Here is a 12,780-nt window from a genome sequence, read left to right on the forward strand (position 1 = left end):
GCATAAACACCTCCTTCCATTGAGGCCTTCAGCTTAGTCCAGCAACCAACCAGCAAAAATAAATCTGTCCCCTTTTTTGTACTTGATCTGGCTTATTCCCAATCCAGTCAGCCGCTTTAAGCAATGGAATTACCGGAAAATTCATTTCTCTTTTACTGGGCGATGCGGTGAAATATAGGGCTTCTTGCAATGATAGCCTTGCAGATATTCAGAAGTTTGAGAAAAGACCACCCACTTCTCACCCACTGAAATTGAATTCGTGGATGTAGGCTTAGTAACCTCCCAAACAACACCCCCAGTATATTTATCCCAAGCGATAGGTCTTGTACCGGTAAGGCCAAAGACTAAATCACCGGAGCAGTTTAACGCATTAACGCCCCATCCTGCAGACCAAAACCACACAAACGGCTCATCACGAAAGGGAGCCAAATACAGAGCATAACCACCCGCGCTGGCGTGAGTTAGCACCACCTCCTGATCACAAACACTAAGATTACTTGCGCAAACCCAATCACGGCATATCCCTTCTTTAAGAATATGAGCTTGCAATTCTGGAAAATTAAGATAATTGATCTCACGAACCAGTGAGGCAGTAACAAGATCAAAAACCAGCAAGTGGCCACCAGCAATCACATAAGCCAAGTCAGCCTCAATACATGCCGTAAGCTGGGTATTTGAAAAGCCTTGACGATAACGCGCAAGGGAGACATCTAAAATAGCTTGCTCCCTATCTAAGCAATAAATCAAAAAATTTCCATTCCGACGCTCTCCAAACAGGAAAGACCGATCCCAAGATTTAGAATAAGGTATATCTAAGCTTAAATGTCGCAGCACTTTCGAACGAACCGGATCGACAACATAAACCCCCTTATGAGGCGCATCAAGACTAAAACCACGATAGACCAACCCCTTCCAATAATAGACCCACCCACGCTCACCCCAATCAGGGTGAATCTTGCAGTTCACCTCACTGTAGACTGGAGCAGCACCACCTAATGGAAGCACCTCAGGCATCGCCCCAGTTATAAGCAGATGTCCATTCGAAAAAGTAACTTTCCTTACAGAAGAAGCCTGCACCTTATAATCATTAGGCCCACACTCAAAGATCCCATCAAAATGATCAAGATCAATAGTCTTCAAATAACTAGAAACACCAAGTTCCCAGTCATCCTCCAACGAATAAAGCACATACATCGTGGCTCCGACCAAACACACATCGATGCAGCGATCACCAGACAAGCAGCTAAATATAGCCTTTCTAGCAGGAATCCCCAAAGCCATATCAATTACCTTTAGAGGTGAAAAAAGGGGACAGATTTATTTTACGGGTTTGTTTGGGCTTTGGGGCGCCCCTGCCCCCTTTGCTCAATTCGAATGCCGGTGATTTGCTCAACTTCGTCAATAAATTTTGCGCTACCCGTCAGCTGGCCGCGCTGCAGTGCTTCACGGATCAAGCTCACTTCCTCGGACTTTACCGCCTGCTTTACAAAGCCCTCATAGCGCTCGCGGCGCTCCGTCAAGTGGCGGCCCAGGGCTAAAAAGCAGGGGTCAACGTCTAGCCAATCACCATATTCAGTTAAGCCCATACGGTCGCGGTAGCTCGACCACAGATGGGCGAAAAAGGGGACAGATTTATTTTTCCAAGCTTTTTCGTGCTTTTTCGCGTACGTACGATTTGCTCAAAAAGCCATGGGCACAATTTGGGCACAGAGTGGGCACACGCTAGAAAAGGCCCCTTTTAAAGCTTTTAGGGCAGAGGTCATTTTAAGAACGAATCAACTCGGAATGATCCGTTAGAAGCAGGCAAACGGATACGCTAGAAGAAAGCCAAATCATGCTTGGCTTTTTCTTCAAAATGCTGATTCTAAAAGATATATGGCGCACCAGGCGGGATTCGAACCCACGACCCCCGCCTTCGGAGGGCGGTACTCTATCCAGCTGAGCTACTGGTGCGTAGGCCGCGCATGATACCGATGTTGCTGGGGGGCGTCCATGCTCGGGCGGCGGTGTCATTTTCTCTGTTTTCGTCATTTATGTTTATTTCTTTGCACAGTGGCTTGCCCGATGTGGGGTGCAGGCATAGCATGCGTTAAAGATTTCAAACACGCTGTCTAACAAACACAACACGCCCGCAACCGCTTGGGTTGCCTCTTTAAAGGAGTTGGGGAATTGGCATCACATAAGCTGGCCGCCTGCCGTTGGGACGACATTCTGCACCTAGATGATCTGTTGACCACCGAGGAGCGCCAAGTGCGCGATTCGGCGCACGCCTATTGCCAAGATAAATTGGCCAGTCGCGTGCGCAGCGCCTTTCGTGAGGAGCGCTTCGATCGCGAGATCATGAGCGAAATGGGCGCGCTGGGCTTGCTGGGTTGCACCATCGAAGGTTACGACTGCGCCGGTCTTAACTATGTCAGCTATGGCTTGGTTGCGCGCGAGGTCGAGCGCGTTGACTCTGGCTACCGCTCGGCCATGAGCGTGCAATCGAGCTTGGTGATGTACCCCATCCATGCCTTTGGCAGCGAAGCGCAGCGCGAGAAATACCTGCCCAAATTGGCCAGCGGCGAATTTGTCGGCTGCTTCGGCCTCACCGAACCGGACCACGGTTCTGACCCTAGCGGGATGAAAACCCGCGCGAAAAAGGTCGACGGCGGTTATCTGCTCAACGGCGCCAAGATGTGGATCACTAACTCACCGATCGCCGATGTGTTTGTGGTGTGGGGCAAGAATGATGACGGCAAAATTAACGGCTTTGTGCTGGAAAAAGGCATGCCGGGTTTAAGCGCACCGAAAATCGAAGGCAAGTTCAGCCTGCGCGCCTCGGTCACCGGTGAAATCGTGATGCAAGATGTGTTCGTGCCGGAAGAAAACCGCCTGCCGAACGCCACCAGCATTTCTGCGCCATTTGCCTGTTTAAATCGTGCGCGCTTGGGCATTGCTTGGGGCGCGATGGGCGCTGCGGAGGCGTGCTTCCATGCCGGTCGCCAGTACACGCTGGATCGCCAGCAGTTTGGTCGCCCGCTGGCGGCCAATCAGTTGATCCAGAAAAAGCTCGCCGACATGCAAACCGAAATTGCCCTCGGTCTGAACGCCGCGCTGACCATTACCCGTGCCTTTGACGCCGGCAACGCCAGCGCCGAGATGGTCTCGCTGATCAAGCGCAACAACTGCGGCAAGGCCATCGACATTGCCCGCGTTGCACGCGATATGCACGGCGGCAATGGCATCTCTGATGAGTACGGGGTGATCCGCCATGTGCTCAACCTGGAAGCGGTGAACACCTACGAAGGCACTCACGATGTGCACGCGCTGATCTTAGGCCGCGCCATCACCGGCATCGCCGCGTTCGGTTAAGGGAGGGACCGCCATGGGCGCGCTGACGGGCATTCGGGTATTGGATTTATCGCGGGTGCTGGCCGGCCCGTGGTGTGGACAAAACCTCGCCGACTTAGGCGCCGAGGTGATCAAGGTGGAGCGGCCCGGCACCGGCGATGACACGCGCCAGTGGGGGCCGCCTTATCTCAAAGACCGCGACGGCAACGACAGCCGCGAAGCCGCGTATTTTTTGTGCGCCAACCGCAATAAAGAGTCGCTGACCATCGACTTCACCCAACCCGAGGGGCAGCGCTTGGTGCGCGAGCTGGCAGCGCGCTCAGACATCGTGCTGGAGAACTTTAAAGTCGGCGGTTTGGCCGCCTACGGTCTCGACTACCCCAGCCTGCAAGCACTCAATCCGCGGCTGATTTATTGCTCGATCACCGGCTTCGGCCAAGACGGCCCCTACGCCAGCCGCGCCGGTTATGACTTTATGGTGCAAGGTCTTGGCGGCTTGATGAGTCTCACCGGGCAACCGGATGGCAGCGACGGCGCTGGCCCAATGAAAGTCGGCGTGGCGCTGACCGACGTGCTCACCGGCCTGTACGCCAGCATTGCTGTGCTCGCTGCCTTGCAGCACCGCGAGCGCGAAGGCGTTGGTCAGTACATCGACACCGCACTGCTGGATGTGCAAGTCGCCTGCTTGGCCAATCAGGCACTCAACTACCTGACCACCGGCCAAGCGCCCAAACGCTTGGGCAACGCGCACCCCAATATCGTGCCGTATCAGAGCTTTCCGACGGCCGATGGAGATTTCATTCTAACGGTGGGTAACGACAGTCAATTCCGTAAGTTCGCGCAAGTCGCTGGCAAACCCGAGTGGGCCGATGACCCGCGCTTTGCCAGCAACCGCGCACGGGTGGAGCATCGTGCCGAGCTGATTCCGCTGATCCGCCAAGCCACGGTGTTTAAAACCAGCGCGCAGTGGCTTAGCCAACTGGCGGCCGTCGGCGTGCCTTGCGGCCCCATCAACGATCTGGCGCAAGTGTTTGCCGACCCACACGTCGTAGCGCGCGGTTTAAAAATCGAGATGCCCCACGCCTTGGGCAGCGTGCCGCAAGTGGCCAGCCCGCTGCGCCTCTCGGCCAGTCCGGTGGACTACCGCCTGCCACCGCCACAACTGGGCGAGCACAGCGCGCAAGTGCTCGCGCGGGTGCTGGGGCTGAGCGCCGCAGAGATTGCCGCCTTGCAAGGCAACGGGGTAGTGTAGCGGCGCGGCTGGGATGGCCGCGGGTATTCAGGGTGCGCCATCAGCGTGATTCAACACGCCAATAACACCGCCAATAATACCTTCGAGCGATAGGCCCAGTGCCTATCGCTGCCTAGGCTGGGGGCTCTTGCACGCTGGAACCCATCCCCCTGCCTTGGAGTGTTGCCATGTCTGCTGCCCCGAACCAACCGCCCTACCCTTCTGCGCTGGCTGCCTGGAGCAGTGTCATCATTCTAATGCTGGCCTATGTGCTGTCGTTTATCGACCGGCAAATTCTTAATCTCTTAGTCGGCCCCATTCAGCGCGATTTAGCCATTAACGACACGCAGATGAGCCTGCTGATGGGCTTGTCGTTTGCGCTGTTTTACACCGTGTGTGGCATTCCGCTGGGCCGTTTGGCCGATACCCGCAGCCGCCGGGGTTTGATTGCCGTGGGCGTGCTGTTTTGGAGCGCCGCCACCGCCGCTTGCGGTTTGGCGAAAAGCTACGGACAGTTTCTGATCGGCCGGATTGGCGTGGGCGTCGGCGAGGCCGCGTTGTCGCCAGCGGCCTATTCGCTAATTGCCGATAGCTTTCCCGCCGAGCGCCGCGCCACCGCGATGAGCGTGTATTCGATGGGCGTTTACTTAGGCTCGGGGTTGGCGTTTTTGCTCGGCGGGCTGGTGATTCGCTTTGCCCAGCAACAAGGCAATGTGCAGCTGCCGGTGGTGGGCGAAGTGCGCCCTTGGCAGTTCATCTTTTTATTACTCGGCGTCGCCGGGGTGCTGTTTACCCTGCTGATGCTGGCCGTGCGTGAGCCGGTGCGCCGTGGCGTGAGCGCCGGGCAAGCAATTCCGCTGGCCGAAGTGGGCCGTTACCTCGGCAGCATTCGCCGCACGGTGATCCACCACAACTTGGGCTTTGCCGGTTTGGCGCTGGCCGGTTATGGCAGCTCGGCGTGGATTCCGACCTTTTACATTCGCACCTACGGCTGGGATGCCGGGCAAGTGGGCGTGGTCTACGGCTCGGTCGTCGCTGTGTGTGGCTGCTTGGGTATTTTGTCCGGCGGGCGTTTGGCCGATTGGCTGCGCCGCCGGGGTCAGGACGATGCCAACATGCGCGTGGGCTGGTACGCCGCCGTAGGCGCGCTACCCAGCGTGGCGTTGTTCCCGCTGGTGAACGACCCTTGGTTAGCCACCGCCCTGCTGGTGCCCTCGGTGTTCTTCCTCAGCATGCCGTTTGGCGTGGCGCCAGCGGCCATTCAAGAGCTAATGCCCAACAGCATGCGCGGCCAAGCCTCGGCGATTTACCTGTTCGTGATCACCCTGATCGGCCTAGGCCTAGGCCCCACCGCCGTGGCATTAGTGACCGACTTCGTGCTCGGCGACCCCGCCGCGCTGCGTTATTCGCTGGCGGGGGTGAGTAGCCTCGCCGTGCTCAGCTCGATCTGGCTGTTGGGCCGTGGCTTGGCGCCGTACCGCGCCAGCTTAGGCACGCTGGCACAGTGGTCCGCCGCACGCTAAGGCAGTCGCTCACGCGCACAGGGCATCCGCCAAAGGATGACCCATCACCCAAAGCAATAAAGCCCCATTCATTGGGGCTTTTTGCATTTCTAGAGCCCGTTAACCGTGGGCTTTCATACTTTCGAGCGACAGGCAAAATCATTCCTTGGTGCGCTTATCGCTCTGCGGACCGCTGGTTAGGGTGCGTGCAGTTACACCCCAACCGCGGAGAGCCGTATGACAACAAGAACAAGGCCGGGATTGTTCCAGCCACACGCACTAACGCTGGCGATCGCCATGGCCATGAGCGCCGAGGCCATGGCCGTCACGTTCAACATTGGCGAGATCGAAGGCCAGCTCGACTCCAACCTCACCTTCGGCGCCAGCTGGAGCGTGCGCGGCGCCGATCCCGACTTAGTCGGCAGCGCCAACCGCGCCAGCAACAGCCGCTACGGCACCGGCTACACGCAGACCGGTGACGATGGCCGCTTGAACTTCAAGAAGGGCGAAACCTTCTCGAAAATATTCAAGGGCATCCACGATCTTGAGCTGCGCTACCGCGATAGCGGCGTGTTTTTGCGCGGCAAGTACTGGTACGACTTTGAGCTCAAAGACGAGAGCCGCCTGTTCAAAGACATCGACGACAGCAACCGCAAACAAGGCGCGCAAGCCAGCGGCGCCGAGCTGCTCGACGCGTTCGTTTACCACAACTACGCAATAGCCGATCTGCCCGGCACCGTGCGCTTGGGCAAGCAAGTGGTCAGCTGGGGCGAGAGCACTTTTATCGGCAACAGCATCAACGCCATCAACCCGTTTGATGTGTCGGCGCTGCGCCGCCCCGGTGCCGAGCTCAAAGAAGGTCTGATTCCGGTCAACATGTTCTATGTCTCGCAGACCCTCACCGACCGCCTGAGCGCCGAAGCCTTCTACCAACTGGAATGGGACCAGACCGTGCTGGATAACTGCGGCACCTTCTTCGGTACCGATGTGCTGGCCGATGGCTGCGTGAACAACTACACGATTCTCGACCGTGGCACCGTCAGTGGCCTACAAGGCTTTAAGCCACTGCTGGCCAGCCGTGGTGTAACCCTCGTCGATGAAGGCCTGATTGTGCCGCGTGGCGGCGACCGCGATGCGCGTGATGACGGCCAGTTTGGCGTGGCACTACGTTGGCTGGGCGATAACGCCGAATACGGCGCGTACTTCATCAACTACCACAGCCGCACACCCAACGTGAGCTTCACCACCGCCACCCCGGCGCAAATTGCCAGCGCCTTCACCACCGCCGGCGGCGCCTTGGCGCAACCGCTGCTGCTGGGTAACGGCCGCTACTACCTCGAATACCCTGAGGATATTCGCCTGTATGGCCTGAGCTTCTCCACCAGTCTGCCCACCGGCACCGCGTGGTCGGGTGAGCTGAGCTATCGCCCCAACCAGCCGCTGCAAATCAACGGCACCGACATGACCGGCAAGCTGGCGACCATTCCCGCCGGGGCCTTTACCGCCGCCGGCGGGGGCGCCGGTGGGGTGGCCGCAGCCATGGCGCAAGGCAGTCAGGATGTTGCCGGCTACCGTCGCAAGCCGGTTACTCAGCTGCAAACCACCTTCACGCACTTCTTCGATCAAGTGATGGGCGCCGGGCGCTTCACTGTGGTCGGCGAGCTGGGCTACACCCACATCGGCGATCTGGAGAGCCAAAACGAGCTGCGCTATGGCCGCGACTCGATCTACGGCTCGCCCTATGGCACCGCCGCCAGCAACGTGGCGGCGGCGCGCGACTACGGCTACCACGGTTTCACCACTAGCAACTCGTGGGGCTACCGAGTGCGCGGTATCTGGGAATACAGCAACGCCTTTGCCGGGGTGAACCTCAAGCCCAACGTCTCGTGGGCGCATGACGTGGATGGCTACGGCCCCACCTTCAACGAAGGCGCCAAGGCCGTGAGCCTCGGTGTGGATGCCGACTACCAAAACACCTACACCGCCAGCCTGTCGTACACCGACTTCTTTGGCGGTGATTACAACACCCTGACCGACCGCGACTTCGTGGCCTTTAGCGTCGGCGTCAACTTCTAATTCAGTACAGGATGCTTTGTATGATGCTTCGCACCTTAGTCACCGCCCTAGCGCTGGCGGTGAGCAGTTACAGCGTGGCCGCGGTCAGCCCGGCCGAAGCCGATAAACTCGGCAGCGCACTCACCCCACTCGGCGGAGAACTGGCCGGCAACACCGACGGCAGCATTCCCGCGTGGACCGGCGGCCTAGGCCCCGATGCCGGGCAGATGGACGCCGGCGGCTTTCTCAGCAACCCGTTTGCCAGCGAACAGCCGCTGTTCACCATCACCGCCGACAACTACACCCAGTATGAAAGCAAGCTGGCGCCGGGGCAGATCGCCCTGCTCAAGCGCTACCCGCAAAGCTTTGTGATCAAGGTGTACCCCAGCCACCGCACGGCCCGCGTACCGCAAGCCATTAACGAGGCGGCCAAGCGCAGCGCGCTGAACACGCAATTGCTCGCCGGTGGCAACGGGCTGAAAAACTTCGCCGACAGCCGCTACTACGCCTTCCCGATTCCGCAAAATGGCTTAGAAGTGGTGTGGAACCACATCACCCGCTACCGCGGCGGCAACCTCAAACGCAACATCGTGCAGGCCACGCCGCAAGCCAATGGCGCGTTCACCATCGTGCGTTTTGAAGACGAAGTGGCCTTCCCCGGCAACATGCCCGACCTCGCGCCGGAGCGTGCCAGCAACGCGCTGCTGTTCTTCAAGCAACGCGTCACCGCGCCGTCGCGCTTAGCCGGTAACGTGCTGTTGGTGCACGACACCCTCGACCAAGTGGCCGAGCCGCGCATGGCCTGGGTATACAACGCCGGACAACGCCGTGTGCGCCGCGCCCCGCAGGTGGCTTACGACGGCCCGGGCACTGCCTCAGACGGCCTGCGCACCTCGGACAACTTCGACATGTTCAACGGCTCACCCGACCGTTACGACTGGAAGCTGATCGGCAAGCGCGAGCTGTACATCCCCTACAACAACTACGAGCTGGACTCGCCCAAGGTGAGCTACGAGCAAATTCTGCAAGCCGGGCACACCAACCAGCAGCTGGCCCGCTACGAGTTGCACCGGGTTTGGGAAGTGGAAGCCACGTTGAAAAACGGCGAGCGCAACATCTACGCCAAACGCCGCTTCTACTTCGACGAAGACACCTGGCAGATCGCCGCCAGCGAGCTATACGACGGCCGTGGCCAACTGTGGCGCGTGGGGCAAGCCATGCTCCTGCAGCACTACGCGGTCGAAGCCCCGGTGTATGCCTTCGAAGCGCTCTACGACCTCACCGTTGGCCGTTACTTGGCCATCGGCATGAAGAACGAAGAGAAAGTCGGCGTGCTGTATGGCACCGAGGCCTCCGCCAAAGACTTCACCCCGGCGGCGCTGCGTAACGCTGGCGTGCGCTGATCACTGACGACGTTGCTCCTGTATTCAGGCGACCGCTTGCGGTCGCCTTTTTTTCGCCAAGCGACATACTCAAACCACAACAACCAACAGCGCTGCCGTTATGCCTGCCTCTGATCGTTACAGTCACCTGCCCCGCTTACCCCACGCCCACGCACCGCGCGCGCGGCTGGCCGAACGCCTGCAACAAGGCAGCCGGGTCAATTTGATCTGCGCACCGGCGGGTTTTGGCAAAAGCGTGCTGCTCAACGAATGCGTGCGCCAAGCCCCCAGCAACACCGCAGTGCTCTGGTTAGATTTACTCGGCCAACCGCTAACCCTCGATACGCTCGCCAACCGTTTAAGCAGCGCCCTAGACCACACCCGCAGCGCCGCCGAGCCGTTTGACCAGCTGTGCGCCTTGCTGCAACGCCCACGGCAACCGCTGTGGATTGTGCTCGACGACTACCCCAGACAACCCAACGCCGACCTAGACGCCGCGCTGGAGCGACTCTTAGAGCGCACCCCGCACACCGTGTGCTGGTGGATCAGCGGGCGCCGTCGCCCGGCGTGGCACCTACCGCGCCTGCTCTTGCAGGGTGATCTGCGTGAGCTGAACGCCGCCGATTTAGCGCTGACGCGCGACGAGCTGGATCAGCTGCTCAAAGCCCGCGCCCTTAACCTGCCCGGCGCCAGCCGCAAGGCCCTGCTGCAACAGAGCGAAGGCTGGCTGGCCGGGGTTTGCCTGCTGCTGCTCGGTGAACCGGCAGAACTCAGCGAGCGACTGCGCCAAGGCAGCCCGCTACTGACCGATTACATCCAGCACGAAGTGCTCAGCGGCCTGCCGGAGCCCTTGCGCGAAGCGTTGTGCCTGCTCGCCCATCTGCCACGTTTTAATGCCGAACTGTGCCAATTACTGCTGGCCGAACAAGGCGGCGCCAGCCTGCTGGATACCCTCGCTCAGCAGCAGCTGTTTTTGCTCCCGCTGGATAGCCAAGGACAGTGGTATCGACTCTGGCAACCGCTGGCCGAATGCCTGCGTCGCCTGCCCGCACTGCTGCCTATCAAGCAAAGTCACCTGCTGGCCTGCCAGTGGTTTGCCCAACAAGGCCTGCTACGCGAGGCGGTAGAACACGCGGTGTGGGCCGGCGATAACGAAATCGCCGCCGCATATCTGCAGCGTTATGGGCAAGACCAACTGCTGATAGGTCACAGCGTGGCGCAGTTTTTACACTGGCGCAGCGCCCTGCCCGCCGAGCTGCTGCGCAGCACGCCGCGCCTGATCACCCTGCAAGCGTGGGCGCTGATCATTTGCGCCAAGCTCGATGATGTTGAGCCGTGCTTAGCACCTTTGGCCAACTTTCTGCCGCAACCCGACGCCACCCGCCAGCGCCAGCTGTTGGCGCAATACCAAGCCATTCAAGGTGTGCTCAGCCGCCAACGCGGCCTACCCGACGCCGCCCAGCTGTGTGGCGAAGCGCTGGCCTATTTGCCGCGCAAAGCCTGGTCGCAGCATATCCTCTGCCATCAGGCACTGGCCCAGCAGGCGCTCGCCGAGCAGCAGCTGGGGCTGGCTGAGCAACATATCGAAGAAGGCCTGCGCCAAGCACGCGAGAGCGGCAACAGCCTGTTTGAAGCCCTGCTGAGTGTCGACTGGGTACACCTCTTGTCCTTGCAAGGGCATCTGGCGCGTGGCTTAAGCCTGTGTCAGCAGGCACTCAACAGCCTTGAGCAACACAGCGTGCGCGGCCCGGTGTATGCCCGCCTGCTGCTGCTCAAAGGGCAACTGCTGGATAGTCGCCAGCACCCGGAGGAGGCCCGCAACGCACTGACCCACGGCCTGCGCGAAGCACACAGTTGCGAAGACGCCTACCTGCTGCTGGGCTACATGAGCCAAGTCGAACAGGCCCTCGCGCTCGACTTATTCGACCAAGCCCACGACGCCTTGCGCCGCGCCGAACGGCAAATGCAGTGGCTGCATGTCTCACCGGCGCGCTACCGCCAAGTGCTGCGCTACGGTCACGCCTGGCTGGCGCTGCAACAGGGCCAAGCCGAACAAGCGCAGAGCATTGCCCAGCAAGTGCTGGGTGATATGGCCAGCCACACGCAACTGGCGCCCTCGGGCTTTTATGACCTGATTCCGCGCTGCACTGTGCTGCTCGCCCAAGCCGAATTGCACTTAAACCAACCCGCTGCCTGTGCCGCGCGTTTGGCCCCGCTGGCCGCGCAACTGCGCCAGCAAGGCATGGCCTTAGCCAGCGCCGCTTACCTGATCTACGGTCAAGCACTGGCCGTGCAGGGCGACAGTCAAGGCGCGCAGCAGGCGTGGCACAGCGCGCTCAGCCACGCCGAAAGCCATCCACACTGGCCGTTACTGCGCCACTACGCACGCTGGGCGCCGGACTGCCACAGCTTGCTCAGCCAAGCGCCGTGGCCAGAGCGTTTACATGGCCAGCAACAGGCCAGCCAAGCCTGCCCGCTGTCGGAGCGCGAGTGCGATGTGCTTGAGCGCATCGCCGCTGGCGACTCTAACCAACAGATCGCCGAGCGGCTGTTTATCTCGCTGCACACGGTAAAAACCCACGCCCGGCGCATCAACGTCAAACTCGGCGTAGCGCGCCGCACCCAAGCCGTGGCTTACGCCAAGGCACAGGGTTGGCTGGGTTAAGTCTTAGCGCTTGTAAAGTGCCTCTAAGCTGGCAGAGCCCAAGGCATGAGCCTTGACCATATAACCGGTCAGTGCCGCCGAGGCCCCGGCGGGCAGCTCAAGCGGTTGCGACAAAGCAAACACGGTGAACTGGTAACGGTGCGCGCCGTGGCCTTCTGGCGGGCACGCGCCGCCAAAGCCCGCTACGCCGTAATCGTTACGGGTGTGCTGGCTGCCTTTAGGCGCACGCGGCTGCTCGGCATCGCCCGCGCCGCTGGGCAAGCTGGTCACTGTGCTGGGGATATTCACCAACTGCCAGTGCCACCAGCCGCTGCCGGTGGGGGCGTCGGGGTCGTAGGCAAACACAGCAAAGGCTTGCGTGCCGGCTGGGGCGCCGCTCCAGCTCAGTTGCGGCGAGCGATTGGCGCCGTTGCAGCCAAACCCGGCAAACTCCTGCGCTTTGTTCATAAATTCGCCGTGCGCGATGTCGGCACTGCGCAAGGTAAAGGGCTCGGCCGCCACGCTGTGGGCAACCAGCGCCAAGGGCGCCAACCAGGCTAAGGGGTGTTTAACAATAAACATGATGACTCCTAAGGCTGTGCATGGAGCCTTTACCCTACTCGCGGCGCGCCG

9 protein-coding genes and 1 tRNA gene are annotated in these 12,780 nt (G+C 60.0%); 6 read left to right on the plus strand and 4 right to left on the minus strand.

The annotated features are described in order from the left end of the window. Positions 1–141: 141 nt before the first annotated feature. The 3 genes from MKI83_RS08435 to MKI83_RS08445 form a co-directional block, all read right to left on the minus strand. Complete coding sequence (locus MKI83_RS08435; protein ID WP_241584891.1) at positions 142–1,281, minus strand: hypothetical protein; 1,140 nt, start codon at positions 1,279–1,281, stop codon at positions 142–144. 41 nt (positions 1,282–1,322) lie between these two features. Further along, on the minus strand, positions 1,323–1,520 hold the full coding sequence (locus MKI83_RS08440; protein WP_241584892.1) for a hypothetical protein: 198 nt from the start codon (positions 1,518–1,520) through the stop codon (positions 1,323–1,325). A gap of 356 nt (positions 1,521–1,876) precedes the next feature. Continuing rightward, a tRNA-Arg gene (locus MKI83_RS08445) sits at positions 1,877–1,953 on the minus strand. 231 nt (positions 1,954–2,184) lie between these two features. Between MKI83_RS08445 and MKI83_RS08450 the strand changes: the two genes are divergently transcribed. The 6 genes from MKI83_RS08450 (at position 2,185) to MKI83_RS08475 (ending at position 12,168) form a co-directional block, all read left to right on the plus strand. Continuing rightward, complete coding sequence (locus MKI83_RS08450) at positions 2,185–3,354, plus strand: acyl-CoA dehydrogenase (RefSeq protein ID WP_241585362.1); 1,170 nt, start codon at positions 2,185–2,187, stop codon at positions 3,352–3,354. Between the two features lie 13 nt (positions 3,355–3,367). After that, positions 3,368–4,585, plus strand: a complete 1,218-nt coding sequence (locus MKI83_RS08455; protein ID WP_241584893.1) for a CaiB/BaiF CoA transferase family protein — start codon at positions 3,368–3,370, stop codon at positions 4,583–4,585. 167 nt (positions 4,586–4,752) lie between these two features. After that, the gene (locus tag MKI83_RS08460) at positions 4,753–6,087 is read left to right on the plus strand and encodes a spinster family MFS transporter (protein WP_241584894.1); all 1,335 of its coding nucleotides are present in this window, start codon (positions 4,753–4,755) and stop codon (positions 6,085–6,087) included. A gap of 216 nt (positions 6,088–6,303) precedes the next feature. Next, a complete protein-coding gene (locus MKI83_RS08465) occupies positions 6,304–8,142 on the plus strand; it encodes a DUF1302 domain-containing protein (RefSeq protein WP_241584895.1) in 1,839 nt (612 codons plus the stop codon). Between the two features lie 20 nt (positions 8,143–8,162). Further along, positions 8,163–9,524, plus strand: a complete 1,362-nt coding sequence (locus MKI83_RS08470) for a DUF1329 domain-containing protein (RefSeq protein ID WP_241584896.1) — start codon at positions 8,163–8,165, stop codon at positions 9,522–9,524. A gap of 100 nt (positions 9,525–9,624) precedes the next feature. Further along, on the plus strand, positions 9,625–12,168 hold the full coding sequence (locus tag MKI83_RS08475) for a LuxR C-terminal-related transcriptional regulator (RefSeq protein ID WP_241584897.1): 2,544 nt from the start codon (positions 9,625–9,627) through the stop codon (positions 12,166–12,168). A gap of 3 nt (positions 12,169–12,171) precedes the next feature. On the opposite strand, the gene MKI83_RS08480 is transcribed toward MKI83_RS08475, so the two are convergent. After that, complete coding sequence (locus MKI83_RS08480; RefSeq protein WP_241584898.1) at positions 12,172–12,729, minus strand: YbhB/YbcL family Raf kinase inhibitor-like protein; 558 nt, start codon at positions 12,727–12,729, stop codon at positions 12,172–12,174. Between the last annotated feature and the right edge of the window lie 51 nt (positions 12,730–12,780).

Source organism: Atopomonas sediminilitoris (assembly GCF_022601735.1).
Taxonomy (GTDB): domain Bacteria; phylum Pseudomonadota; class Gammaproteobacteria; order Pseudomonadales; family Pseudomonadaceae; genus Atopomonas; species Atopomonas sediminilitoris.